Source organism: Pseudomonas sp. GW821-FHT09E12 (assembly GCF_059416085.1).
The window spans coordinates 214,548-240,409 of sequence record NZ_JBWKOM010000005.1 but is presented as its reverse complement, the minus strand read 5'-3'; the positions used below and the strand labels follow the sequence as shown (position 1 = coordinate 240,409).

Genomic DNA, 25,862 nt, shown 5'->3' with positions numbered 1-25,862 from the left:
GGCAGGTTCTCCTGCCACTACGGCAGAGTGCCGTCAGATGACCTCGCCGACCAGGACCTGCTGACTCCTGCCGAAGGTCAGGTACTCCACCAGTTCCGTCAGCGGCAGCGGCTTGCTGATCAGGTAGCCCTGCGCCTGGTCGCAGCCGAAGCTGCGCAGCAAGGCCAGTTGCTCGGGGGTTTCCACGCCTTCGGCCACCACCTCGAGATGGAGGTTGTGGGCCAGGTTGATCATGGCGTGCACCAGCTTGCGGTTCTCTTCGCGCTGCTCCATGCCGCCGACGAAGCTCTTGTCGATCTTCAACAAGGCAATCGGCAGGCTGTTGAGGTGCACGAAGGACGAGAACCCGGTGCCGAAATCGTCCAGGGAAAACCGCACCCCCAGCCGCCCCAGCGCGTCCATGGTCTGCTTGACCAGGTCGCTGCGGCGCATCACCGCGGTTTCGGTCAGCTCGAATTCCAGCCATTGCGCCTCGACACCACGCTCGGCAATCAGCCGGCTGAGGGTCGACAGCAGCTGGCTGTCCTGGAACTGGCGGAACGACAGGTTGACCGCCATGTGCAGCGGCGCCAGGCCGCGTTCGCGCAGGGCCTGCATGTCGCGCAGCGCCCGGGAAATCACCCAGTAGCCCAGCGGTACGATCAGGCCGCTCTGCTCGGCCAGGGGCACGAACTCGCTCGGCGGTAACAGCCCGCGCTCGCCGTGGCGCCAGCGCACCAGGGCCTCCAGACCGACGATCTGCCCGTCATGCAGGTTCAGGCGCGGCTGGTAGTGCAACTCCAGCTCGTCACGGCGCAAGGCCCGGCGCAGTTCGCTTTCCAGGTCGGCGAGGCTGCGGGCATTGCGATTGATGCGTTCATTGAAGATGTGAAAGGTACAGCCCTGGGTACTTTTGGCCTGCTGCATGGCGATGTGCGCGTGCCACATCAGCGGGTCGGCGCCGGCATTCGCCCTCGCGTGGGCGATGCCCAGGCTGCAACCGATCAGCAGGCTTTCGCCATCGATCCAGTACGGCTCGGCCATGACTTCGGCGATGCGTTCGGCCATCCACTCGGCGCGTTGCGGCGCCCGGCGGGTATCGATCAGCAGGGCGAATTCGTCGCTGCCCAGGCGCGCCAGCTGGTCGCCGGCCTCAAGCTGGCTCTTGAGCCGCGAGACCACTTGCAGGATCAACCGGTCGCCGGCCTGGTGGCCCAGCGCATCGTTGGCATGGCGGAAGTTGTCCAGGTCCAGGTGCCCCAGCGCCAGCCCGCGTCCTTCGTTTTCCGCCAGGCGCGCCGCCAGCAGGGTCTGGAAGCCTTGGCGGTTGGCGATGCCGGTCAGCGGGTCCTGCTCGGCCAGGCGCAACAGGGTGTTTTCCAGCACCCCGCGCTCGCGCACATGGCGCAGGCAACGGCGCACCGTATCGGCAGTGAGGTTTTTATTCACCAGCCAGTCGCTGGCGCCGGCGGGCGTGTTCAGCGGCTCCTGCTCCAGCAGCAATACCGTGGGCAGGCTGCAACGACCGGGAGCCGGTTGCAGTTGGGGAACGGTTAACAGAATCGCGGAGCGGTCTTCATCGAACAGACGGCTGACAGATTCCCAGGTCGGCGCACTGATCAGCACCACCGAGTCTCCCAACGGAGCGAGACACTCGCGCAACAACGCTGCCCACGCCGGCTCTTCGGCCAGCAGCAGCAAGCGCAAGGGTTCGACAGGCTTGGACAAGCTAGCTCCCTAGACTCTGTAATAGAAGTTGGCGGCGGGCATTATGACGCGTAGATAAACAATGACAAATGATATTGATTATCAAACGCAATTTCTTGTACCGCTCTAACTCGAACATTAGACGCATATTCAGCGCGCATCCTGAGGGAAAGTATCAAAACCGGCAAATTTAGATAGCGTGCTGCGTCACAAGTCGGAGAGAGCAGCAGAATCCGTCCATCCTGTTAAAATGCCCGCCCATTTCGCTACAGACCCCTTTTTTCGTCATGTCCCGACTCAATCCCCGGCAGCAAGAAGCCGTGAACTACGTCGGCGGCCCTCTTTTGGTGCTCGCCGGTGCTGGCTCCGGCAAGACCAGTGTAATCACGCGCAAGATCGCCCACCTGATCCAGAACTGCGGCATTCGCGCGCAGTACATCGTCGCCATGACCTTCACCAACAAGGCCGCGCGGGAGATGAAGGAACGGGTCGGCACCCTGCTGCGCAGTGGCGAGGGCCGCGGCCTGACCGTGTCGACCTTCCACAACCTGGGGCTGAACATCATCCGCAAGGAGCATGTGCGGCTGGGCTACAAGCCGGGCTTCTCGATCTTCGACGAGACCGACGTCAAGGCCCTGATGACCGACATCATGCAAAAGGAATACTCGGGCGACGACGGCGTCGACGAGATCAAGAACATGATCGGCGCCTGGAAGAACGACCTGATCCTGCCGGCCCAGGCCCTGGAAAACGCGCGCAACCCCAAGGAACAGACCGCGGCCATCGTCTACACCCACTACCAGCGCACGCTCAAGGCGTTCAACGCGGTGGACTTCGATGACCTGATCCTGCTGCCGGTGAAGCTGTTCGAGGAACACGCCGACATCCTGGAGAAGTGGCAGAACAAGGTGCGCTACCTGCTGGTGGACGAATACCAGGACACCAACGCCAGCCAGTACCTGCTGGTGAAAATGCTCATCGGCAAGCGCAACCAGTTCACCGTGGTGGGCGACGACGACCAGTCGATCTACGCCTGGCGCGGCGCCCGCCCGGAAAACCTGATGCTGCTCAAGGAAGACTACCCGTCCTTGAAGGTGGTGATGCTCGAGCAGAACTACCGCTCCACCAGCCGCATCCTGCGCTGCGCCAACGTGCTGATCTCCAACAACCCCCACGAGTTCGAGAAACAGCTGTGGAGCGAGATGGGCCATGGCGACGAGATCCGCGTGATCCGCTGCCGCAACGAGGACGCCGAGGCCGAGCGGGTGGCCATGGAAATCCTCAGCCTGCACCTGCGCACCGACCGGCCCTACAGCGATTTCGCGATCCTCTATCGCGGCAACTACCAGGCCAAGCTGATCGAGCTGAAGCTGCAGCATCACCAGATCCCCTATCGCCTGTCGGGCGGCAACAGCTTTTTCGGGCGCCAGGAAGTGAAGGATCTGATGGCCTACTTCCGCCTGATCGTGAACCCGGACGACGACAACGCCTTCCTGCGGGTGATCAACGTGCCGCGCCGGGAAATCGGCTCCACCACCCTGGAAAAACTCGGCAACTACGCCACCGAACGCAAGATCTCGATGTACGCCGCCACCGACGAAATCGGCCTGGGCGAGCACCTGGACAGCCGCTTCACCGACCGCCTGGCGCGCTTCAAGCGCTTCATGGACAAGGTGCGCGAGCAGTGCGCCGGCGAAGACCCGATTTCCGCCCTGCGCAGCATGGTCATGGACATCGACTACGAGAACTGGCTGCGCACCAACAGCTCCAGCGACAAGGCCGCCGACTACCGCATGGGTAACGTGTGGTTCCTGATCGAGGCGCTGAAGAACACCCTGGAAAAAGACGAAGACGGCGAAATGACCGTCGAAGACGCCATCGGCAAACTGGTGTTGCGCGACATGCTGGAGCGTCAGCAGGAAGAGGAAGACGGCGCCGAAGGCGTGCAGATGATGACCCTGCATGCCTCCAAGGGCCTGGAATTCCCCTATGTGTTCATCATGGGCATGGAGGAGGAAATCCTCCCCCACCGTTCCAGTATCGAAGCCGACACCATCGAGGAAGAACGCCGCCTGGCCTACGTGGGCATCACCCGCGCGCGCCAGACCCTGGCCTTCACCTTCGCCGCCAAGCGCAAGCAGTACGGTGAAGTCATCGACTGCGCGCCCAGCCGCTTCCTCGACGAACTGCCGCCGGACGACCTGGCGTGGGAAGGCAACGACGACACCCCGACCGAAGTCAAAGCCGTGCGCGGCAACAACGCACTGGCGGATATACGGGCGATGTTAAAGCGCTAGAATTGGCCATTTTTTAACCGCAGCATTTTTAACCGAACACCTTTTATCAGAGCTCAGGCGCACAAGGCGTCAACAGAGGAAAGCTTCATGGAAGCACTGCACAAGAAAATCCGCGAAGAAGGCATCGTGCTTTCCGACCAGGTCCTGAAAGTCGACGCCTTTCTGAACCACCAGATCGATCCGGCCTTGATGAAGCTGATCGGCGACGAATTCGCTACGCTGTTCAAGGACTCGGGCATCACCAAGATCGTCACCATCGAAGCCTCGGGCATCGCGCCGGCGATCATGACCGGCCTGAACCTGGGCGTACCGGTGATCTTCGCGCGCAAGCACCAGTCCCTGACCCTGACCGAGAACCTGCTGTCGGCGACCGTGTACTCGTTCACCAAGCAGACCGAAAGCACCGTGGCGATTTCCCCGCGCCACCTGACCAGCAGCGACCGCGTGCTGATCATCGATGACTTCCTGGCCAACGGTAAGGCGTCCCAGGCGCTGATCTCGATCATCAAGCAGGCGGGCGCCACCGTGGCCGGCCTGGGCATCGTGATCGAGAAGTCGTTCCAGGGCGGCCGCGCCGAACTGGACGCGCAAGGCTACCGCGTGGAATCCCTGGCCCGGGTCAAGTCCCTGGCCGATGGCGTGGTGACCTTTATCTAAGAGGCCTCGCCCTTGATCGCGGGCAAGCCTTGCTCCTACAGAGACCACCCGCTTCTGTAGGAGCAGCCGGTCGACGCTCGATTGCCCGCGACGCCGCCGCCAGGCGTCTACCTCATGCCTGCACCGTCTCCCGCAGCGCCGCCAGCAGCAAACGCTGATAGATCTCCTCGCGCCAGCCATCGGGCTTCACCAGCTGCATCCGCTGCAGATGCGCCGGAAACGCCTCGGGCGGTGGGGCATCCAGCGCCGCCTTGCCCAATTCGAGAATCTCGCTGAGCTTGAACTTGCTCTTCAGCCAGTTCAGCGCCCGCAGCAAATCCCGCTCCTCTGCGCTGAAGTCGCTGCCCAACGGATATTCCGGGAACAGGTGCCGGTGCCGCGCCTGGATCGCCAGCAGGCGTTGCGGGTGGTTGTCGGTAAAACGCGGATCGAGGCGGAAATCCCTGGGCAGCTTGCCGGCCTTCTGCGCCTGTTCGATCAGGCCCGGCTGGAAACGCGAGTCGCTGATATTGAGCAGCGCTTCGATGACCTTCGCATCGGTCTTGCCGCGCAGATCGGCGATACCGTACTCGGTGACCACAATGTCCCGCAGGTGCCGCGGGATGGTGCAGTGGCCGTATTCCCAGACGATGTTGGAGCTGACCAGACCCGCGGATTCGCGCCAGCTGCGCAAGATCAGGATCGAGCGCGCGCCTCGCAGCGCATGGCCCTGGGCGACGAAGTTGTATTGCCCGCCGACGCCACTGAGTACCCGGCCGTCTTCCAGCTGATCCGCCACCCCGGCGCCCAGCAGGGTGACCATGATCGAGCTGTTGATAAAGCGCGCGTCCAGGCGCTGCAGGCGCTTGAGTTCTTCGTGGCCGTACAGCTCGTTGATGTAGCTGATGGCGGTCATGTTGAACTCGCCGAGCTTGCTCTTGGGCAGATCCCTGAGGCGCTGGTAGAAGCTGCGCGGCCCGAGGAAAAAGCCGCCATGCACCGATACCCCGCCCAGCGCCTGGTCTTCATCCAGCGTCCCGGCGTTGGCCTGTCGCTGCAGGGCCACCGAAGGGTAGACCTTGCGCCGTACGATGCCGGCATCGGCCAGGGCCAGCAGGCCGTTGACGAACATCTCGCTGCAGCCATACAGGCCCTTGGCGAAAGGCTCCACCCCGCCTTCGCGCTCGATCAGCGGCTTCCAGCCCTGGATCTCCAGGTCCGCCAGCAGCGCCCGATAACCGTCGTTGTCCGCCTGGCGCGCCAGCAACGCCGCCGTCAATGCGTCGCCCATGGAGCCGATGCCAATCTGCAGGGTGCCGCCGTCGCGCACCAGGGTGCTGGCGTGCAGGCCGATAAAGTGATCCTGGAACCCCACCGGCATGTTCGGCGTGGAAAACAGCGTGCTGCCCTCCTCTTCGTCGATCAGCAGGTCGAAGGTCGCGGCGTCGATTTCGGCGTCGCCCGGCATGTAAGGCAGGTCGCGATGCACCTGGCCCAGCAGCAGGATGGTTTCGCCGGCGGCACGTCGCTCGGCGATCATCGGTAACAGGTCGAGGGTGATGTCCGGGTTGCAACTCAGGCTCAGGCGGTCGGCTTGCTGCGGGTCCCGGGCCACCAGTTGCGCGACCAGGTTCAGGCCGGCGGCATTGATGTCGCGCGCGGCGTGGCTGTAGTTGCTGCAGACATAATCCTGCTGCGCCGCCGGGCTGTTGAGCAGGCTGCCGGGCTGCATGAAGAACTGTTCGATATGGATATTGGCCGGCACCTGGTTGCGGTGCAGGTCGGCGAGGAAGTCCAGCTCGGGGTAGTCGCCGAAGACCTGCTCGATGAAAGGCTCGAGGAAGCGCCGTTGCAGGCCATCGCCCAGCGGCGGGCGGCCCAGGCTCAGGGCGGTGTAAATGGTCAGTTGGCGCTCGGGCAGTTGCGCGATGCGACGATACAGGGCATTGGCGAAGCGGTTGGGTTTGCCCAGCCCCAGGGGCATGCCCAGGTGAATATGCGCCGGCAAGCGTGCCAGGACCTCATCGACCGCCAGCTCGATAGAACATGACTGCACCATCCGATCCTCCAGAACCTTCCATGAATTTGAGGTTGGACCGAGCTTGCCGGGTCTTTGCTGCAATGAACAGTAGCGGCCGAATCGCAGGCATGAAAAAAGCCGCTCGTGAGCGGCTTTTTTGCGCAAGATCCGTGCTTATTTCAAACCGGACATCTTCTGGATGGCGCCTTTGAGCTCTTCATCGGAGCAGTCGGCGCAGGTGCCTTTAGGCGGCATCGCGTTGATACCGGTAATGGCCTTGGCCAGGATGCCGTCGAGGCCACCCTGGTGATCCGCGCGCTCTTTCCAGGCAGCGGCGTCGCCGATTTTCGGTGCGCCCAACAGGCCGGAGCCGTGGCAAGCATTGCAATGCTTGGCAATCACTTCGTCTGGAGTCTTCGCACCACCGCCACCGGCGGCAACAGCGACTTCCATACCCTTGCATTCCTGACCCTGGACGCAGACCTGGCCAACCGGCTCGAGGCGCTTGGCAATGTCGTCGTTGGTCGCAGCTTGAGCGCTGACAGCCCAGAGGGCCAATACGGTTGCTGGTGCAGCCAGCATTTTCATAATTAGGTTCACGCGTACACCCTCAATGGTGGCTAGTCACGCCCACGGCCACGGTTTCGCGGGCGGGCGCAAGTATAGCGGTTAGCCCGCCACTCCGAAACAACCCTAGATTCAAAGGGGGATTAGAGAGAGGCGAAATGCTGCTTCGGGCACCGCTGCAATCCTTGCAGGACGCCTCTTCTATTAGAAGTTCGCGGGCGTGGCTGCGCTGATTAGTCGCGCGGGTGCATCGAAAGGATTACGGAAACGGTGCGGCTTGGTGCTTTCGAAATAGTAGCTGTCACCGGCTTCGAGCACGAATGTCTCAAGACCCACCACCAGCTCCAGGCGTCCTTCCACGAGAATCCCGGTTTCCTCGCCTTCATGGGTGAGCATCTCTTCGCCGGTATCGGCGCCCGGCGGATAGATCTCGTTGAGAAAAGCGATCGCCCGGCTAGGATGCGCCCGGCCCACCAGCTTCATGGTCACCGCGCCATCGGAAATATCGATCAACTCGTTGGCTTTGTAGACGATCTGGGTGGGTTTTTCCTGGAGGATTTCTTCCGAGAAAAACTCGACCATCGACATGGGAATGCCGCCAAGAACCTTTCTCAGCGAACTGATCGAGGGGCTGACGCTGTTCTTCTCGATCATCGAAATGGTGCTGTTGGTGACGCCCGCGCGCTTGGCGAGTTCACGCTGGGAAAGGCCTTTGAGTTTACGGATGGATTGCAGTCGTTCACCGACGTCCAATGCGGCAGCCTCCTAGGGATCAGGCGTTGTTGTAGTTGAGCGTTATCATGGCGATAGCGTTCAGTATTTACAACACTTGGGCCCCAATCCCAGGGGGCAAGGCGACTTTCGGCAATGCACTGTGCCGCTCAGCCCTCGGAATAGACGCGTGGCACCCGGCGCAGGTTGCAGAACAGCTGATAAGGGATAGTGCCGGCCGCTGCCGCCAGTTCGCTGGCGAGGATGTTCTTGCCCCACAGCTCGACGGTAGAACCCAGCCCGGCCTCTGGCACATCGGTCAGGTCGATGCACAGCATGTCCATGGAAACCCGGCCGAGCAGCTGGGTACGCTGCCCCGCCACCAGCACCGGCGCACCGGTCGGCGCATGCCGCGGATAACCGTCGGCGTACCCCATGGCCACCACGCCGATACGCATCGGCCGTGGTGTGACGAATTTGGCGCCGTACCCCACCGGTTCGCCGGCCGGCAGTTCGCGCACGCAGATCACCTTCGACTCCAGGGTCATCACCGGTTGCAGGCGCGCGGCCAGTGGATGCGGTTCTTCGAACGGGGTCGAGCCATACAGCATGATGCCGGGGCGCACCCAGTCGCTGGGAATGTGCGGCCAGCCGAGCACGGCTGGCGAGTTACGCAGGCTGATCTCGGCGGACAAGCCCTGGCGCGCCGCCTCGAACACCGCGACCTGCTCGTCGCTGCTGCTGCAGCTGAGCTCGTCGGCCCGGGCGAAGTGGCTCATCAATACGATCTTCGCCACCTTGCCGCTGGCCAGCAGCCGCTGATAGGCCGACTGGTAATCCTTGGGATGCAGGCCGACGCGGTGCATGCCCGAATCCAGCTTGAGCCATACCGTCAGCGGCTTGGCGACGGTGGTCTGCTCGATGGCCTCCAGCTGCCACAGCGAATGCACCACGCACCAGAAATCATGTTCGACGATCAGGTCCAGCTCATCGGCCTCGAAAAAACCTTCAAGCAGCAATATCGGCGCGCGAATCCCCGCCGCACGCAGCTCCAGGGCTTCTTCGATACAGGCCACGGCAAAGCCGTCGGCCTCGGCTTCCAGCGCCTGGGCACAGCGCACCGCGCCATGGCCATAGGCATCGGCCTTGATCACCGCGAGCGCACGGGCGCCCGGCGAGGCTTCGCGGGCCAGTTGGTAGTTGTGACGCAGGGCGTGAAGATCGATCAGGGCACGGGCAGGACGCATGGCGGCAGACTTCTAGGCGGTCATGTGGGAAGAAAAAACCGGCGCTGGCGGATGGCGTGAGCCATCCATTAACAGCACCGGGAGAGGGATCTTGCTTAAGGCAGAGCGGCCACGACGGACAACTCGACCAGGATTTCCGGTTCGCAGAGCTTGGCTTCGACGGTTGCGCGGGCCGGGGCGACGCCTTTCGGCAGCCACTGGTCCCATACGCTGTTCATCCCGGCGAAGTGCGCATCGATGTCCTTCAGGTAGATGGTCACCGACAGCAGGCGCGACTTGTCGGTGCCGGCCAGGTCCAGCAAACGCTCGATGTTGGCGAGGGTTTCATGGGTCTGCTGCTCAATCCCCGCGTTCAGGTCGTCGCCGACTTGCCCGGCCAGATACACGGTACCGCTGTGGACGACGATCTGGCTCATGCGCTCATTGGTGAGCTGGCGCTGGATTGGCATGTTTTGCAGGCTCCTGAGGATTACCGTAACGAGAAATATCGAGACCTTCGGCGCTGATCTGCGGCTTTTTCTTCGCCATCAGATCGGCCAGCAGACGACCGGAACCACAGGCCATGGTCCAGCCAAGCGTGCCATGACCGGTGTTCAAGAACAGGTTGCGCATCGGCGTGGCGCCAACGATCGGCGTGCCGTCCGGGGTGGTGGGACGCAGGCCGGTCCAGAAACTGGCCTGAGACAGATCACCGCCCTGAGGATAAAGATCGTTGACGATCATCTCCAGCGTTTCGCGCCGACGCGGGTTCAGCGAGAGGTCAAAACCGGCGATTTCAGCCATGCCGCCAACGCGAATACGGTTGTCGAAACGGGTGATCGCCACCTTGTAGGTTTCGTCGAGAATGGTCGAAGTCGGGGCCATGGCCGGGTTGGTGATCGGCACGGTCAGCGAGTACCCCTTGAGCGGATACACCGGGGCCTTGATGCCCAGTGGCTTGAGCAGTTGTGGCGAGTAGCTGCCGAGGGCCAGCACGTAGCGGTCGGCGGTTTCCAGCTTGCCGTCGATCCAGACGCCGTTGATGCGGTCACCGGCGAAGTCCAGGCGCTGGATGTCCTGGTCGAAGCGGAATTCCACACCCAGCTTGGTGCACATTTGCGCCAGGCGCGTGGTGAACATCTGGCAGTCGCCAGTCTGGTCGTTCGGCAGGCGCAGGGCGCCGGCCAGGATGTCGGTCACGCTGGCCAGGGCCGGCTCGACGCGGGCGATGCCCTCGCGGTCCAGCAGCTCGAAAGGCACGCCGGATTCCTTGAGCACGGCGATATCCTTGGCCGCGCCATCCAGTTGCGCCTGGGTGCGGAACAGCTGGGTGGTCCCCAGGCTGCGGCCTTCATAGGCAATGCCGGTTTCCGCGCGCAGTTCGTCGAGGCAGTCGCGGCTGTACTCGGACAGGCGGACCATGCGCTCCTTGTTCACCGCATAGCGGGCAGCAGTGCAGTTGCGCAGCATCTGCGCCATCCACAGGTATTGATCGATGTCGGCGGTGGCCTTGATCGCCAGCGGCGCGTGGCGCTGCAGCAACCACTTGATGGCCTTGAGCGGCACGCCCGGCGCGGCCCAGGGCGAGGCGTAACCCGGCGAAACCTGGCCGGCGTTGGCGAAGCTGGTTTCCATGGCAACGGCCGGCTGACGGTCGACGACGGTCACTTCGAAACCGGCACGGGCCAGATAGTAGGCACTGGTGGTACCGATCACGCCGCTACCCAAGACCAGAACGCGCATTTTCATATCCCTCATCGCGGATAACCGCTGACGTTTGTTATTCAGAGCGAAGATGCGCGCAGTATAAAAAGCAACAGCCAGTGCTTTTCACTATATAAACGCCTATATTTGGCGAGAATTCTCGGCAAAAACCCTTTTCACGGAGGCGCATCCCCTATGCGTACCAACCACCAGACAAAGCGTGAGCTGGACAAGATAGATCGCAATATCCTGCGCATCCTGCAGGCCGATGGGCGCATTTCCTTTACCGAGCTGGGGGAAAAGGTCGGGCTGTCGACCACGCCGTGCACCGAGCGGGTCCGCCGCCTGGAGCGCGAAGGCATCATCATGGGCTACAACGCCCGGCTCAACCCGCAGCACCTCAAGGGTAGCCTGCTGGTGTTCGTCGAAATCAGCCTGGACTACAAGTCCGGCGACACGTTCGAGGAGTTCCGCCGCGCCGTGCTGAAACTGCCGCACGTACTGGAATGCCACCTGGTGTCGGGGGACTTCGACTACCTGGTGAAGGCGCGGATTTCCGAAATGGCCTCGTACCGCAAACTGCTGGGCGACATCCTGCTCAAGCTGCCCCACGTGCGCGAATCCAAGAGCTATATCGTGATGGAAGAGGTGAAAGAGAGCCTGAGCCTGCCGATTCCGGATTGATTGCAACGAGCCGAGACCAGTGTTGTCAGGGTAATCGCTATCGCGGGCAATCGAGCGTGGACCGGCCGCTCCTACGGGACCGGTGCAACCTGTAGGAGCGAGGCTTGCCCGCGATGGCTTTGGATCAGACCAGCACCTGCCGGGTGCTCGCCATATATTCATGGATCTGCTTCTCCACCCGCGGGTGGATCAGCTCCACCGGGCGCCGGCCATTGGGGCATGGCAGGCTCGGCGTGGTGCCGAACAGGCGACAGATCAGCGGCCGCTCGTCATACACCGTGCAGCCATTGGGCCCCAGGTGCACACAGTTCAGCTCTTCCATCGCCGCGTCCTGCTCGGCCCGGGTCTTGCGCGGCAGGCGCGACATCTCTTCGGTCGAAGTGGTGACCGGACCACAGCAGTCGTGACAGCCGGGCACGCACTCGAACGAGGGGATCTGCTGTCGGAGCGTGCGGATTTTCTGGCTGTTGCAGCTCATCGAAGCGTTTACCGGGAGTCTGGAGAGGCCGCGATTTTGCCCTAAAAGCCTTGTGGCAGACAGCACTGGCCGACCAATGTTGCCGCGCCGGAAAGGTCCGGCTTATGCTCCGTCAAATTTTCCAAACACACGAATCAGGATGATCCACATGAACACCCGTGTTCAGCCGTCGGGGCCAGGCCATTCGCACCCCGCCTCCTACTACGCCGCCAGCAGCCTGCCCCAGCCCGATTATCCGGCGCTGGCCGGCGAGCATCAGGCGGACGTATGCGTGGTCGGCGGCGGCTTCTCCGGGCTCAACACCGCGATCGAGCTGGCCGAGCGCGGGCTCAGCGTCATTCTGCTGGAAGCGCGCAAGATCGGCTGGGGCGCCAGCGGGCGCAACGGTGGGCAACTGATTCGCGGAGTGGGTCACGGCCTCGAGCAGTTCGCCTCAATAATCGGCGAAGACGGCGTACGCCAGATGAAACTGATGGGCCTGGAAGCAGTGGAAATCGTCCGCCAGCGTATCGAACGCTTCCAGATCCCTTGCGACCTGACCTGGGGTTATTGCGACCTGGCCAATAAACCGCGCGACCTCGAAGGTTTCGCCGAAGATGCCCAGGAGTTGCGCGACCTGGGCTATCGCCATGCAACCCGCCTGCTGCAAGCCCATGAGATGCACAGCGTGGTGGGTTCCGACCGTTACGTCGGCGGCCTGATCGACATGGGCTCGGGGCACCTGCACCCGCTGAACCTGGCCCTGGGCGAAGCCGCGGTCGCGCAGCAACTGGGCGTGCGCCTGTTCGAACACTCGGCCGTGACCCGCATCGATTACGGGCCGCAGGTCAAAGTCCATACCGCCCAGGGCTCAGTGCGCGCCAGCACTCTGGTGCTGGGCTGCAACGCCTACCTCAACGATCTCAACCCGCAACTGGGTGGCAAGGTGCTGCCCGCCGGCAGTTACATCATCGCCACCGAACCCTTGAGCGAAGAGCAGGCCCACACCCTGTTGCCGCAGAACATGGCGGTCTGCGACCAGCGGGTGGCCCTGGACTATTACCGCCTTTCGGCCGACCGGCGCTTGCTGTTCGGCGGCGCCTGCCACTATTCCGGCCGCGACCCGCGGGACATTGCCGCTTATATGCGGCCGAAGATGCTGCAGGTGTTCCCGCAACTGGCAGCGGTGAAGATCGACTATCAATGGGGCGGCATGATCGGCATCGGCGCCAACCGCCTGCCGCAGATCGGCCGCCTAAAAGACCAGCCCAATGTGTATTACGCCCAGGCCTACTCGGGCCACGGCGTGAATGCCACGCACCTGGCCGGCAAGTTGCTGGCCGAAGCCATCAGCGGCCAGCAGGGCGGTGGTTTCGATCTGTTCGCCCAGGTCCCGCACATCACCTTCCCGGGCGGCAAGCACCTGCGTTCGCCGCTGCTGGCGCTGGGGATGCTCTGGCATCGGTTGAAAGAACTGGTCTGAAGGCATCTATAGCCGCCACACGACAGGTATGAAAAAGGCCGCATCCGGGGAAATCGGATGCGGCCTTTTGCGGTCGCTGCGCAACCGATCGCAGGCTGCGCCAGCGGCTACCGATCGCGAGGGCTTTCAAAGCCGCCAGAACGGCTTGAGCCCTTCCTGCCGCGCCTGTTCGCGACTCAGGCCGATATCGCGCAACTGTTCGGTGGTCAGCTCAAGCAGTGCCTTGCGTGTACGCAGTCGATGCCAGTACAGGCCCCAGAGACCGAGGCCGGACGGCGCATTGTGGACGGACGTCGCCCCTGCTGCCCGCTCCTGCCCAGCCGCCAGTTCCTGACTGTGTAACGACAGACGCACATCGCTCAAGCCGTTCATTTTTGCTGCTCCTGTTTACTTGGGTCGCTATGAGCAGACATCATGCACGGGAGCCAAAAACCATTACAGATTCAAAGTACCGCTATTATCTCCATACAGAATTTCCCCTATCCGGGCTGAATCCTGTAATTTTGCGCCATCTGTACTGGTTACCCGATTCAATCACCCCGAGGCTGCGCCATGACCCTGTATGTCAATCTCGCCGAACTGCTGGGCACACGTATCGAACAAGGCTTCTATCGCCCCGGCGACCGACTGCCCTCGGTACGGGCCTTGAGTGTCGAACACGGGGTCAGCCTGAGCACCGTGCAGCAGGCTTATCGGGTGCTGGAAGACAGCGGCCTGGCGACGCCCAAGCCCAAGTCCGGCTACTTCGTGCCGGTCAGCCGTGAGTTGCCGGCACTGCCCGCAGTGGGTCGCCCGGCGCAGCGGCCGGTGGAGATTTCGCAGTGGGACCAGGTGCTGGAACTGATCCGCAGCGTGCCGCGCAAGGACATCGTCCAGCTGGGCCGCGGCATGCCCGACGTCACCAGCCCGACCCTCAAGCCCCTGCTGCGCGGGCTCGCCCGCATCAGCCGGCGCCAGGACATGCCCGGTCTGTATTACGACACCATCTACGGCGTGCACGAACTGCGTGAACAGCTGGCGCGGCTGATGCTCGATTCCGGCTGCCAGCTCGGCGCCAACGACCTGGTGATCACCACCGGCTGCCATGAAGCCTTGTCCACCAGCATCCGTGCCACCTGCGAGCCCGGGGATATCGTCGCCGTCGACTCGCCGAGCTTCCACGGCGCCATGCAGACCCTCAAGGGCCTGGGCATGAAGGCCCTGGAAATCCCCACCGACCCACTCACCGGCATCAGCCTCGACGCCCTGGAACTGGCCCTGGAGCAATGGCCGATCAAGGCCATACAGTTGACCCCCAACTGCAACAACCCGCTGGGCTATATCATGCCGGAGTCGCGCAAGCGGGCCCTGCTGACCCTGGCCCAGCGCTTCGATGTGGCGATCATCGAAGACGATGTGTATGGCGAGCTGTCCTACACCTACCCGCGCCCGCGGACCATCAAGTCGTTCGACGACGATGGCCGGGTGCTGCTGTGCAGTTCCTTTTCCAAGACCCTGGCGCCGGGCCTGCGCATCGGCTGGGTCGCCCCCGGGCGCTATCTGGAACGAGTGCTGCACATGAAATACATCAGCACCGGCTCCACCGCGCCGCAACCGCAGATCGCCATCGCCGAGTTCCTCAAGAGCGGCAATTTCGAGCCGCACCTGCGGCGCATGCGCACCCAGTACCAGCGCAATCGCGACCTGATGATCGACTGGGTCAGCCGCTATTTCCCCACCGGTACCCGCGCCAGCCGGCCGCAGGGCGGGTTCATGCTGTGGGTCGAACTGCCGGAAGGTTTCGATACCCTGCGCCTGAACCGCGCGCTGCTCGGCCAGGGCGTGCAGATTGCCGTGGGCAGCATCTTTTCGGCCTCGGGCAAGTACCGCAACTGCCTGCGGATGAACTACGCTGCCAAGCCAACGGCACAGATCGAGGAAGCCGTGCGCAAAGTCGGCGCAGCCGCCATCAAGCTGCTGGCTGAAGATTGCGCAACGGACTGACCTTTTCCTGTGAAACCGGCGTCACAGCTAGACCATCGCAGCGATTCGAGATGAGCTGACTTGAGATCCAGACAGGCCCTGGCCTTCCTTATGCTGATCGCGCTGTGCCTGAGCGGCTGCGTCAGCCTCGATGTGCCTCACGAGCCCAGCCAGGCACTGCCGGCCACCGACTCGGCCTTCGGTCGCTCGATCCAGGCCCAGGCCGCCCCCTATCAGGGACGCTCGGGCTTTCGCCTGCTGTCCGACAGCAGCGAAGCCTTCATGGCCCGCGCCGAGCTGATCCGCAACGCCCAAAGCAGCCTCGACCTGCAGTACTACATCGTCCATGACGGCATCAGCACCCGGATGCTGGTGGACGAACTGTTCAAGGCCGCCGACCGCGGCGTGCGCATCCGCATTCTGCTGGACGACACCACCAGCGACGGCCTGGACCAGATCATGGCCACCCTCGCCGCCCATCCGCGGATACAGATCCGCCTGTTCAACCCCCTGCACCTGGGGCGCAGCACTGGCGTGACCCGTACCATGGGTCGTCTGTTCAACCTGTCGCTGCAACATCGACGCATGCACAACAAGCTGTGGCTGGCGGACAACAGCGCGGCCATCGTTGGCGGGCGCAACCTGGGGGACGAGTACTTCGACGCCGAACCCAACCTGAACTTCACCGACATCGACATCCTCGGTTTCGGCCCGGTGGCCGAACAGCTCGGGCACAGCTTCGACCAGTACTGGAACAGCGCCCTGAGCAAACCCATCGGCGAGTTTCTGTCGCGCCTGCCATCGGCCCGGGAGCTGGCCAACACCCGGCTGCGCCTGCAGCAATCGCTGGACGACGCCCAGCAGCAGGAGCATGCCCTGTTCCAGGAACTCAAGGCCTATCGGACCCAGCCACGCATGGACGTCTGGCGCAAAGAGCTGATCTGGGCCTGGAACCAGGCGCTGTGGGATGCCCCGAGCAAGGTCCTGTCCAACGGCGAGCCCGACCCGCACCTGCTGTTGACCACCCAGCTGGCGCCGGAGCTACAGAGCGTCAGTAAAGAGTTGATGATGGTTTCGGCCTATTTCGTCCCCGGCCAGCCAGGCCTGGTCTACCTCACCGGACGTGCCGACGCCGGGGTTGCGGTGAGCCTGCTGACCAACTCCCTGGAAGCCACCGACGTGCCGGCGGTCCACGGCGGCTACGCGCCGTATCGCAAGGCGCTGCTGCAACACGGCGTGAAACTCTATGAACTGCGACGCCAACCCGGTAACGGCGGCGGCAGCGCTCCTCATCTGTTCCATAGCGCGTCGTATCCTGGCTCGGACTCCAGCCTGCACAGCAAGGCGATGATTTTCGACCGCCAGAAATCCTTTATCGGCTCCTTCAATTTCGACCCGCGCTCGGTGCTGTGGAACACCGAAGTCGGGGTGCTGGTGGACAGCCCCGAGCTGGCCGAACGCGTTCGCGGCCTGGCGCTGCAAGGCATGGCGCCGGCCCTGAGCTACGAGGCGAAGCTGCAGGACGGCAAGCTGGTCTGGGTCACCGAAGACAACCAGCAACTGCACACCCTGACCCGCGAGCCTGGCAGCTGGTGGCGGCGCTTCAATGCCTGGATGAGCAATACCATCGGCCTCGAACGGATGCTCTGAGCGCCTGTAGGAACAAGCTGGCTCGCAATGGCGGAATCACACTCAGCCAGGCTGTTGACTGTCAGCCCCTTATCGCGGGCAAGCCTCGCTCCTACAGGGTTTGTGGCTGGGCCGCGCCAAACGCGCCTTCGCGCAACAACAGCACAATCAGCCCCAGGGCCCCGGCCGCCATCAGCAACAGCAAGGCATGCCCGCTGACCCACTGGCTGCCCGCCCCCGCCACCAGCGGCCCGATCAGGCAGCCAATGCCCCACAGCTGGGCGACGTGGGCATTGGCACGCACCAGCGCATCGTCGCGGTAGCGCTCGCCGATCAGGATCAGCGACAAGGTGAACAGGCCACCGGCGCTGGCGCCGAACAGCACCCACAGCGGCCAGATCAGCAGGGTGTCGAGCAGCAACGGAATGGCCAGGCTCGACAGCAGCAGGATTACCGCGCAGCCGGCGAACAAGGCGCGCCGCGATACGCGATCGGCCAGGGCGCCGATGGGCAGTTGCAACAAGGCATCGCCCACCACAACGGTGCTGACCATCGCCAGGGCAATGTCCTCGGTAAACCCCTGGCGCAGGCAATAGACCGGCAACAGGGTCAGGATCATCGCCTCGAACGCGGCGAACAGCGCCACCGCCCAGCCAATGGCCGGCAGGCCACGACAGAAGCGCCACAGATCACCGAAGGTCACGCTGCAAGACTCGCTGCTCGGCGCGCCGCTGCGGCCCATCAGCAACAGAGGCGACACCACCAGCAGCACGACGCCCACCCAGAAACCGTAGTCATGCTCGGTGCCCAAGGCGCCCAGCAGCAGCGGGCCAGCCAATTGGCTCAAGGCATAGCTACTGCCATACAGCGCCACCAGGCGACCGCGCCACTGCTCCACCACCAACTGGTTGATCCAGCTTTCGCCGAGGATGAAGACGATGGTCAGCACCACGCCGATCATCAGCCGCAGCACCAGCCATAAGGGATAACTCGGCAACAGCGCCAGCAGGCCAATGGAGATCGCCCCGCCCCACAGGCACAGGCGCATCAGCCCCGCCGTGCCGAAGCGTGCCGCCAGGCGGCTGGACACCTTCGCCCCGAGCAAGACGCCAATCGCCGGCATCGAGGCCATCACGCCGATTGCAAAGGGCCCATATCCCCAGCTCTCCAGGCGGAACGACACCAGCGGCATGCTCACGCCCAAGGCCAGCCCCACACTCAGGACAGCCGCCAAAACGGCGAAATAAGTTGCCCAGCGCATTTCCACGCTCCTGTGGATGGTTTTTTTAATACAGAGACAACGCAGCCGGACCTCCCCTGCGGAAAGTCCGGCTGCGATATGGATCGGGTAACGGTGCGCGGGGTGGCGTCTGTTCAGACGCCCGATATCCGCGCCCCTTGAATTACAGCTTGATCCAGGTCGCCTTCAGTTCGGTGTACTTGTCGAACGCGTGCAACGACTTGTCACGACCGTTGCCCGACTGCTTGAAGCCGCCGAAGGGCGCGGTCATGTCGCCGCCGTCATACTGGTTGACCCAGACACTGCCGGCCCGCAGAGCCTTGGCGGTCAGGTGAGCCTTGGAGATATTGGCCGTCCATACCGCCGCGGCCAGGCCATAAGGCGTGTCGTTGGCAATCTGGATGGCTTCTTCCACGGTGTCGAAGGCGATGACCGAGAGCACCGGGCCGAAGATCTCTTCCTGGGCGATCTTCATTGCGTTGCTGACGCCGTCGAAGATGGTCGGCTCAACGTAGGTCCCGCCGGTTTCCTGCAGGGTGCGCTTGCCGCCCACCACCAGCTTGGCGCCGTCGGCATGACCGGACTCGATGTACGACAGCACGGTGTTCATCTGCTGGGTATCCACCAGCGCGCCGACGTTGGTGGCCGGGTCCAGCGGGTTGCCCGGTTTCCAGGCCTTGAGGGCCTCGATCACCAGCGGCAGGAATTTATCCTTGATCGAACGCTCCACCAGCAGGCGCGAACCGGCGGTGCAGACTTCGCCCTGGTTGAAGGCAATGGCGCTGGCCGCGGATTCGGCCGCGGCCTGCAGGTCCGGGGCATCGGCGAACACAATATTCGGGCTCTTGCCGCCCGCCTCCAGCCAGACGCGCTTCATGTTCGATTCGCCGGAGTAGACCATCAACTGCTTGGCGATCTTGGTCGAACCGGTGAACACCAGGGTATCGACGTCCATGTGCAGGGCCAGGGCCTTGCCCACGGTGTGGCCATAACCTGGCAGCACGTTGAGCACGCCCGCCGGGATCCCGGCCTCGACAGCCAGCGCGGCGATGCGGATAGCGGTCAGCGGCGATTTTTCCGACGGCTTGAGGATCACCGAGTTACCGGTGGACAGCGCCGGCCCGAGCTTCCAGCAGGCCATCATCAACGGGAAGTTCCACGGCACGATGGCGCCGACCACGCCCACCGGCTCGCGAGTCACCAGGCCCAGTTGGTCGTGGGGCGTGGCGGCGACTTCGTCGTAGATCTTGTCGATGGCTTCGCCGCTCCAGCTCAGCGCTTGCGCCGCGCCAGGAACGTCGATACCCAGCGAGTCGCTGATCGGCTTGCCCATGTCCAGGGTTTCGAGCAGGGCCAGTTCTTCGGCATGCTTCTTCAGCAGGCCGGCAAAACGAATCATGGTGGCTTTACGCTTGGCCGGCGCCAGGCGCGACCAGACACCGGAATTGAAAGTGGCGCGGGCGTTTTCCACGGCACGTTGCGCGTCGGCGGCGTCACAGCTGGCAATACTCGCCAGCAGACGGCCATCGACCGGGCTGATGCATTCGAAGGTTTCGTTGGAAACGGCGGCGGTGTATTCGCCATTGATGTAGGCGCGGCCTTCGATTTTCAGCTCGCGGGCGCGTTGCTCCCAATCGGCTCGAGTCAGGGTGGTCATGCGAGTGTCCTCCTCTTGTTGGATACAGGCGCCACGCGATCGATGCCGGCACCTTCAGGAATTCTGCCCGGCCAGCCTGCTTCGGCCCATGGCATTCGCCACCCTAAACCAGCGGCACCCGAAGTTTCAATATATTTGACAGCGGCCAGGAAAACGCCATTGCTATGTTCATTTTAATAAACATAGACTTTGGGCTTTCCAGCCATTCGCAGCGCAATCAGGGGGGAATACCAGCATGAGCATCCAGGACATCGTCGACTTCAATCAGGCCAACACTGCGGCCGAGCGGTATCGCCCCGCCCAGGAAAAAGTCCTCAAGGGCGACCCTGAGCAAACCGTGTTCAACCACTACAACAGTCCGGGCGGCCAGATGAACGCCGGGGTGTGGGAAGGCGCGATCGGCCAGTGGACGGTGAACTACACCGAGCACGAGTACTGCGAGATCGTGCAGGGGGTTTCGGTCCTGCGTGACGGCGAAGGCAATGCCAAGACCTTGCGCGCCGGCGATCGCTTCGTCATTCCCGCAGGCTTTCGCGGCACCTGGGAGGTGCTGGAACCGTGCCGCAAGATCTATGTGATCTTCGAACCGAAAGCCTGAATCGCAGGCACAAAAAAACCCGCTTGAAGGCGGGTTTTTTTGTCAGAAGAAAAATCAATTACTTGATTTTGCCTTCCTTGTAGATCACGTGCTTACGAACAACCGGATCATATTTCTTGATCTCGATTTTGTCCGGAGTAGTGCGCTTGTTCTTGTCGGTAGTGTAGAAGTGACCAGTACCGGCGCTCGAAATCAAACGAATCAATTCACGCATGATTAGCTCCCTTAAACCTTGCCATCGCGACGAAGTTCGGCCAGCACGACATCAATGCCACGCTTGTCGATGATACGCATGCCTTTGGCAGATACGCGCAGACGCACAAAACGTTTCTCGGACTCAACCCAGAAGCGGTGATGCTGCAGGTTCGGCAGGAAACGACGACGGGTTTTGTTGTTTGCGTGGGAAATGTTATTCCCAGTCACCGGACCCTTACCGGTAACTTGACAGACTCTCGACATGCCTCAGCCCTCTAAAACCACATGCCCAACCCGGCATGGGTTGGCCGCTTAATCTCTCAGTCATTTGGCGCCAGGCGCCGCGTTTCTTTAGGGTCTTACCGGCTACACCTACAAGCGAAGGAACCGGGCCCCTAGAAAAGAGCGCTGCTTTATACCAGAAAGACCCCGTAGCAACAACAGCCGGTGTGCTTTGGATTTCGAAAAGTCCCTGTTTTCTTGCTCCGGATGCCTGCACCAAAGGCTGGCGCCATGGCTGACCGCTCGTCGCAGAATAAATTCTGCGTGGGTGAAACAAGCGGCAGAATCACCATGCACAGCCACCGCACCGCTCGTTCCACGTCAATATATGGAAAAAACCTCTGTCAATTTATGCCTAATGTGGCCATGACTGCCGGCCGCCAACAGGCTCGACGCTGCAATAAATGCCAACGTATCCGGCCCACGAGCGAAAAAAGGGGATAGTCATTTTTCAACGGGGCCACTAGGGTAAGCCTTTTTCCAGACTGCACTCGCAGATGGGCCTTCGATCTGCAAAGGAAGCCAAACATGCGCCTCGCTGCCCTCCCGCTCCTGTTCGCCCCTCTTCTTCTGAGCCCGCTGGCCCACGCCGCCGCATTAAGCGTGTGCACCGAGGCCAGCCCGGAAGGTTTCGACGTAGTGCAGTACAACTCGCTGACCACCACCAACGCCTCAGCCGACGTGCTGATGAATCGCCTGGTGGAGTTCGACGCCAGCAGCGGCAAGGTGGTACCGAGCCTGGCCGACAGCTGGGAAGTCTCGGCCGACGGCCTGAGCTATGTGTTCAAGCTGCACCCGAAAGTGAAGTTTCATCGCACCGCGTATTTCAATCCGAGCCGCGAGCTGACCGCCGAAGACGTGAAGTTCAGCTTCGACCGCATGCTCGACCCGGCCAACCCCTGGCATAAAGTGGCGCAGAGCGGCTATCCCCATGCCCAGTCGCTGCAGCTGCCGGCGCTGATCAAGAAGATCGACGCCCTGGATCCGCTGACCCTGCGCTTCACCCTCGACCACGCCGATTCGACCTTCCTCGCCACCCTGAGCATGGGGTTTGCGTCGATCTACTCCGCCGAATACGCCGACCAGTTGCTCAAAGCCGGCACCCAGGACAAGCTCAACAGCCAGCCGATCGGCACCGGCCCCTTCGTGTTCGGCCGCTTCCAGAAGGACGCATCGATCCGCTACAAGGCCAACCCCGACTATTTTGCCGGCAAGCCGGCGGTGGATTCGCTGATCTTCGCCATCACCCCGGACGCCAACGTGCGCCTGCAGAAGCTGCGCCGCAACGAATGCCAGATCGCCCTGTCGCCCAAGCCGCTGGACGTGACCGCCGCGCTTGAGGAGCCTGCGCTCAAGGTCGAGAAAACCGCGGCCTTCATGACCGCGTTCGTCGCCATCAACAGCCAGCACCCACCGCTGGACAAACCTGAAGTACGCCAGGCCATCAACCTCGCCTTCGACAAGGCCAACTACCTGAAAGCGGTCTTCGAAAATACCGCCGAACCCGCCAACGGCCCCTTCCCGCCCAACACCTGGAGCTACGCCAAGGAGCTGCCGGGTTACGCCCATGATCCGGCGAAGGCCCGCCAATTGCTGGCCAAGGCCGGCCTGAAAGACGGCTTCCAGACCACGATCTGGACCCGCCCTTCCGGTAGTTTGTTGAACCCCAACCCGAGCCTGGGCGCGCAACAGCTGCAAGCAGACTTGGCACAAGTCGGGATCCAGGCGGAGATCCGCGTGATCGAATGGGGCGAGCTGATCCGTCGGGCCAAGGCCGGCGAGCACGACCTGCTGTTCATGGGCTGGGCCGGCGACAACGGCGATCCGGATAACTTCCTCACCCCGCAGTTCACCTGCGCGGCGGTGAAGTCCGGGACCAACTTCGCCCGCTACTGCGACCCCGGCCTGGACAAGCTGATCACCGCCGGCAAGACCACCACCGAGCAGGGCGTGCGCAGCAAGCTTTACCAGCAGGCGCAAACCCAGATCCAGCAGCAGGCCCTGTGGCTACCGCTTGCCCACCCGACCGCCTTCGCCCTGACGCGCAAGGATGTCCATGGGTATCAGGTCAGCCCGTTCGGTCGCCAGGACTACTCGAAGGTCAGCCTCAAGCCCTGAGCCGCGAGCTACATCCAGCCGTACTCGGCCATCGACAGCGGCTCGCCCTCGCCGACGATGAAATGGTCGAGTACGCGCACATCCACCAGGTCCAGCGCCTCCGTGAGCCTGCGGGTCAGCACCCGATCCGCCTGGCTCGGCTCGGAAACGCCCGAAGGATGGTTGTGGCACAGGATCAGCGCGGCCGCGTTGTGCGCCAGGGCACGCTTGACCACTTGCCGCGGATAGACGCTGGTGGTGTTGATGGAGCCCTGGAACAACGCCTCGAACGCCAGCACCCGGTGCTTGGAGTCGAGAAACAGGCAACCGAAGACCTCATGCGGTTCATGGCGCAACATCGCCTTGAGGTAGTCGCGGACCGCCACCGGGCTTTCCAGCACCGAATTGCGACTGAGTTTTTCCGCCAGATGCCGCCGCGCCATTTCCAGCACCGCCTGCAATTGCGCGAACTTGGCCGGGCCCAGGCCAAGCTGCCGACTGAAGGTCAATTGGTCCGCCTCGAGCAGGCCACGCAGGCTGCCGAACTGATGCAACAGGTGTCGCGCCAGGTCGACCGCGCTTTTTCCGGCGACCCCGGTGCGCAGGAAAATCGCCAGCAATTCAGCGTCGGAAAGGGCCAGCGCGCCCTGCTCGAGAAGCTTCTCCCGCGGGCGCTCCGCCGCAGGCCAGTCGCGAATGCTCATAGCACCTCCATGTGTGTGGGCGCCGCTGTTCCATAGCGGTCGCTGTGCTATCTTAGCCCATCTTTTTGCGTGGAATTTCCCCTGGGGAGGGGGTGTTACACGCAGCAATCATTGAACTGAAAGGCAGGCCTATGCAGCGGCTGTATCGGAAACGCATCGTTCTCGGCGTCGGCGGCGGCATCGCTGCCTATAAGAGCGCCGAGCTGGTTCGCCGACTCCTCGACCACGGCGCAGAAGTGCGTGTGGTCATGACCCGTGGCGGCAGTGAATTCATCACCCCGCTGACCATGCAGGCCCTGTCCGGGCACCCGGTCCACCTGGACCTGCTCGACCCCGCGGCCGAAGCCGCCATGGGCCATATCGAACTGGCCAAATGGGCCGACCTGGTGCTGATCGCCCCGGCCACCGCCGACCTGATCGCCCGCCTGGCCCAAGGCATCGCCGACGACCTGCTGACCACCCTGGTCCTGGCCACCGACGCCACCGTCGCCATCGCCCCGGCCATGAACCAGGCCATGTGGCGCGACCCGGCCACCCAGGCCAACACCCAACTGCTGCAAAGCCGTGGCCTGAAGGTCTTCGGCCCGGCTTCCGGCAGCCAGGCCTGTGGCGACGTCGGCCTGGGCCGCATGCTCGAGGCCAACGATCTGGCGCTGTGCGCCGCCGACTGCTTCCAGCATCTGGCGCTGACCGGCAAACACGTGCTGATTACCGCCGGCCCGACCCAGGAAAACATCGACCCGGTGCGCTACATCACCAACCACAGCTCCGGAAAAATGGGCTTTGCCCTGGCCGAAGCCGCGGTCGAAGCCGGTGCCCGGGTCACCCTGATCACCGGTCCCGTGCACCTGCCGACCCCGGATCGCGTGACCCGGATCGACGTGGTCAGTGCCCGCGACATGCTCGCCGCCTGCGAGGCCGCCATCCCGTGCGACCTGTTCATCGCCTCGGCCGCGGTCGCGGACTACCGCCCGGAAGTCGTCGCCCCACAGAAATTGAAGAAAGACCCTACGAACGGCGACGGCCTGCTGCTGCAGATGGTGCGCAACCCGGACATCCTGGCCACCATCGCCACCCTCCCCGACCGTCCGTTCAGCGTCGGCTTCGCCGCTGAAACCGAACACTTGCTCGACTACGCTGCACGCAAACTCAAAGACAAGAACCTCGACCTGATCGTCGCCAACGACGTGGCCAACCCGAGCATTGGCTTCAACAGCGAGGAAAACGCCTGCAGCGTGATTGACCGGGAGTTGCACGCAACTCTCTTCGCCCAGACCAGCAAGGGCAAGATTGCCCGCCAACTGATCTCTTTCATCGCCGAACGGCTGAACCAGGTTTAACTCGCATGCACGCTTTACAAGCCAAGATCCTCGACCCACGCATCGGCAACGAATTCCCCCTGCCGCAGTACGCCACGCCAGGCTCCGCCGGCCTCGATCTGCGCGCCATGCTCAAGCAGGACACCCTCCTGGAACCGGGCCAGACCCTGCTGATTCCTACCGGCCTGTCCATCTACATCGGCGACCCAGGCCTCGCCGCGCTGATCCTGCCGCGCTCCGGCCTGGGTCACAAGCACGGCATCGTCCTGGGCAACCTGGTCGGCCTGATCGACTCCGATTACCAGGGCGAACTCATGGTTTCCTGCTGGAACCGTGGCCAGACCGCCTTCAACATCGCGGTGGGCGAACGCATTGCCCAGTTGGTTCTGGTACCCGTGGTCCAGGCGCACTTCGAAGTGGTCGAAGCCTTCGACGAAAGCCAGCGCGGCGCGGGCGGTTTCGGTCACTCCGGCAGCCATTGAACAAAAAATCCGGGCCGCGCCAGCGGCTCGCCTAAGATTGGTAGGCTGCGTTTCAGCACGAACACTCAGCAAGTTTATTCGCGGACTTGACCACCCGGAATCACGGCACAAGGTGATCGAAAAAGAGCTGACGCTCATCAGATGGCATTTTTGCACCATGAACCCAAGGGCAAAAACGCCGTCATACCCTTCAGTTTGAGCCTTCCGGTCAGTATTCCGGCCTGTC

At 62.8% G+C, this 25,862-nt stretch carries 24 protein-coding genes; 10 read left to right on the top strand and 14 right to left on the bottom strand.

The features are described from left to right. Nucleotides 1-33: 33 nt before the first annotated feature. A complete protein-coding gene (locus tag AC07PQ_RS16195) occupies nucleotides 34-1,707 on the bottom strand; it encodes a putative bifunctional diguanylate cyclase/phosphodiesterase (protein ID WP_007932415.1) in 1,674 nt (557 codons plus the stop codon). Nucleotides 1,708-1,973: 266 nt separating this feature from the next. On the opposite strand from AC07PQ_RS16195, the gene rep reads away from it, so the two are divergent. Beyond that, the gene (gene rep / locus AC07PQ_RS16190) at nucleotides 1,974-3,983 is read left to right on the top strand and encodes a DNA helicase Rep (RefSeq protein WP_007932416.1); all 2,010 of its coding nucleotides are present in this window, start codon (nucleotides 1,974-1,976) and stop codon (nucleotides 3,981-3,983) included. A gap of 87 nt (nucleotides 3,984-4,070) precedes the next feature. Next, nucleotides 4,071-4,640, top strand: a complete 570-nt coding sequence (locus AC07PQ_RS16185) for a xanthine phosphoribosyltransferase (protein WP_007932417.1) — start codon at nucleotides 4,071-4,073, stop codon at nucleotides 4,638-4,640. A 112-nt stretch (nucleotides 4,641-4,752) separates the two neighbouring features. Here the strand turns inward: AC07PQ_RS16185 and AC07PQ_RS16180 are convergent, their stop codons facing one another. From AC07PQ_RS16180 to dadA, 6 genes are all read right to left on the bottom strand, one after another. After that, on the bottom strand, nucleotides 4,753-6,678 hold the full coding sequence (locus AC07PQ_RS16180) for an acetyl-CoA hydrolase/transferase C-terminal domain-containing protein (RefSeq protein WP_493185890.1): 1,926 nt from the start codon (nucleotides 6,676-6,678) through the stop codon (nucleotides 4,753-4,755). A 135-nt stretch (nucleotides 6,679-6,813) separates the two neighbouring features. Then, on the bottom strand, nucleotides 6,814-7,227 hold the full coding sequence (locus AC07PQ_RS16175; protein ID WP_009046174.1) for a c-type cytochrome: 414 nt from the start codon (nucleotides 7,225-7,227) through the stop codon (nucleotides 6,814-6,816). A 183-nt stretch (nucleotides 7,228-7,410) separates the two neighbouring features. Then, a complete protein-coding gene (locus AC07PQ_RS16170; RefSeq protein ID WP_007932420.1) occupies nucleotides 7,411-7,959 on the bottom strand; it encodes a cupin domain-containing protein in 549 nt (182 codons plus the stop codon). A gap of 128 nt (nucleotides 7,960-8,087) precedes the next feature. Continuing rightward, nucleotides 8,088-9,164, bottom strand: coding sequence for an alanine racemase (gene alr / locus AC07PQ_RS16165; protein WP_493185889.1), 1,077 nt, complete (start codon nucleotides 9,162-9,164; stop codon nucleotides 8,088-8,090). Nucleotides 9,165-9,259: 95 nt separating this feature from the next. Beyond that, nucleotides 9,260-9,613 (bottom strand): RidA family protein, encoded by a 354-nt coding sequence (locus tag AC07PQ_RS16160; protein ID WP_493185888.1) that lies wholly within the window; start codon nucleotides 9,611-9,613, stop codon nucleotides 9,260-9,262. Next, nucleotides 9,585-10,886: a D-amino acid dehydrogenase gene (dadA, locus tag AC07PQ_RS16155; protein WP_274304999.1), complete on the bottom strand. Its 1,302-nt coding sequence runs from the start codon at nucleotides 10,884-10,886 to the stop codon at nucleotides 9,585-9,587. The genes AC07PQ_RS16160 and dadA overlap by 29 nt, the downstream gene beginning before the upstream one ends. Nucleotides 10,887-11,042: 156 nt before the next feature. Here dadA and AC07PQ_RS16150 point away from each other — a divergent pair, with 156 nt between their 5' ends. Further along, nucleotides 11,043-11,531 carry an Lrp/AsnC ligand binding domain-containing protein gene (locus AC07PQ_RS16150; RefSeq protein ID WP_007932443.1) on the top strand — a complete coding sequence of 163 codons (489 nt, stop codon included), beginning with the start codon at nucleotides 11,043-11,045 and terminating at the stop codon, nucleotides 11,529-11,531. Nucleotides 11,532-11,655: 124 nt separating this feature from the next. Here the strand turns inward: AC07PQ_RS16150 and AC07PQ_RS16145 are convergent, their stop codons facing one another. After that, the gene (locus tag AC07PQ_RS16145) at nucleotides 11,656-12,009 is read right to left on the bottom strand and encodes a YkgJ family cysteine cluster protein (protein ID WP_007932445.1); all 354 of its coding nucleotides are present in this window, start codon (nucleotides 12,007-12,009) and stop codon (nucleotides 11,656-11,658) included. Nucleotides 12,010-12,157: 148 nt separating this feature from the next. On the opposite strand from AC07PQ_RS16145, the gene AC07PQ_RS16140 reads away from it, so the two are divergent. Then, a complete protein-coding gene (locus AC07PQ_RS16140) occupies nucleotides 12,158-13,471 on the top strand; it encodes an NAD(P)/FAD-dependent oxidoreductase (RefSeq protein ID WP_493185887.1) in 1,314 nt (437 codons plus the stop codon). A gap of 126 nt (nucleotides 13,472-13,597) precedes the next feature. Here the strand turns inward: AC07PQ_RS16140 and AC07PQ_RS16135 are convergent, their stop codons facing one another. Then, a complete protein-coding gene (locus tag AC07PQ_RS16135; protein ID WP_007921094.1) occupies nucleotides 13,598-13,843 on the bottom strand; it encodes a DUF1127 domain-containing protein in 246 nt (81 codons plus the stop codon). A 180-nt stretch (nucleotides 13,844-14,023) separates the two neighbouring features. Between AC07PQ_RS16135 and AC07PQ_RS16130 the strand changes: the two genes are divergently transcribed. Next, nucleotides 14,024-15,454: an aminotransferase-like domain-containing protein gene (locus AC07PQ_RS16130; RefSeq protein WP_007921095.1), complete on the top strand. Its 1,431-nt coding sequence runs from the start codon at nucleotides 14,024-14,026 to the stop codon at nucleotides 15,452-15,454. Between the two features lie 90 nt (nucleotides 15,455-15,544). After that, nucleotides 15,545-17,083, top strand: a complete 1,539-nt coding sequence (locus tag AC07PQ_RS16125; protein WP_493186013.1) for a phospholipase D family protein — start codon at nucleotides 15,545-15,547, stop codon at nucleotides 17,081-17,083. A 91-nt stretch (nucleotides 17,084-17,174) separates the two neighbouring features. Here AC07PQ_RS16125 and AC07PQ_RS16120 read toward each other — a convergent pair whose 3' ends face one another. Both AC07PQ_RS16120 and AC07PQ_RS16115 read right to left on the bottom strand, forming a co-directional pair. Continuing rightward, a complete protein-coding gene (locus AC07PQ_RS16120; protein WP_053263102.1) occupies nucleotides 17,175-18,323 on the bottom strand; it encodes an MFS transporter in 1,149 nt (382 codons plus the stop codon). 142 nt (nucleotides 18,324-18,465) lie between these two features. Beyond that, on the bottom strand, nucleotides 18,466-19,959 hold the full coding sequence (locus AC07PQ_RS16115; RefSeq protein ID WP_007921100.1) for an aldehyde dehydrogenase: 1,494 nt from the start codon (nucleotides 19,957-19,959) through the stop codon (nucleotides 18,466-18,468). A gap of 235 nt (nucleotides 19,960-20,194) precedes the next feature. Here AC07PQ_RS16115 and AC07PQ_RS16110 point away from each other — a divergent pair, with 235 nt between their 5' ends. Continuing rightward, nucleotides 20,195-20,557 (top strand): cupin domain-containing protein, encoded by a 363-nt coding sequence (locus tag AC07PQ_RS16110; RefSeq protein ID WP_493185886.1) that lies wholly within the window; start codon nucleotides 20,195-20,197, stop codon nucleotides 20,555-20,557. A gap of 58 nt (nucleotides 20,558-20,615) precedes the next feature. On the opposite strand, the gene rpmG is transcribed toward AC07PQ_RS16110, so the two are convergent. Both rpmG and rpmB read right to left on the bottom strand, forming a co-directional pair. Continuing rightward, nucleotides 20,616-20,771, bottom strand: coding sequence for a 50S ribosomal protein L33 (gene rpmG / locus AC07PQ_RS16105; protein ID WP_003177274.1), 156 nt, complete (start codon nucleotides 20,769-20,771; stop codon nucleotides 20,616-20,618). A gap of 11 nt (nucleotides 20,772-20,782) precedes the next feature. Then, on the bottom strand, nucleotides 20,783-21,016 hold the full coding sequence (gene rpmB / locus AC07PQ_RS16100; RefSeq protein ID WP_007921114.1) for a 50S ribosomal protein L28: 234 nt from the start codon (nucleotides 21,014-21,016) through the stop codon (nucleotides 20,783-20,785). 546 nt (nucleotides 21,017-21,562) lie between these two features. On the opposite strand from rpmB, the gene AC07PQ_RS16095 reads away from it, so the two are divergent. Further along, nucleotides 21,563-23,152 carry an ABC transporter substrate-binding protein gene (locus tag AC07PQ_RS16095; RefSeq protein ID WP_493185885.1) on the top strand — a complete coding sequence of 530 codons (1,590 nt, stop codon included), beginning with the start codon at nucleotides 21,563-21,565 and terminating at the stop codon, nucleotides 23,150-23,152. A gap of 8 nt (nucleotides 23,153-23,160) precedes the next feature. On the opposite strand, the gene radC is transcribed toward AC07PQ_RS16095, so the two are convergent. Next, entirely contained in the window at nucleotides 23,161-23,835 is a 675-nt protein-coding gene (gene radC / locus AC07PQ_RS16090) for a RadC family protein (protein ID WP_007921116.1), read from the bottom strand. 131 nt (nucleotides 23,836-23,966) lie between these two features. On the opposite strand from radC, the gene coaBC reads away from it, so the two are divergent. Both coaBC and dut read left to right on the top strand, forming a co-directional pair. Further along, nucleotides 23,967-25,175 (top strand): bifunctional phosphopantothenoylcysteine decarboxylase/phosphopantothenate--cysteine ligase CoaBC, encoded by a 1,209-nt coding sequence (coaBC, locus tag AC07PQ_RS16085; RefSeq protein ID WP_493185884.1) that lies wholly within the window; start codon nucleotides 23,967-23,969, stop codon nucleotides 25,173-25,175. A gap of 5 nt (nucleotides 25,176-25,180) precedes the next feature. Then, entirely contained in the window at nucleotides 25,181-25,636 is a 456-nt protein-coding gene (gene dut / locus AC07PQ_RS16080; protein WP_007921118.1) for a dUTP diphosphatase, read from the top strand. Nucleotides 25,637-25,862 lie beyond the last annotated feature (226 nt).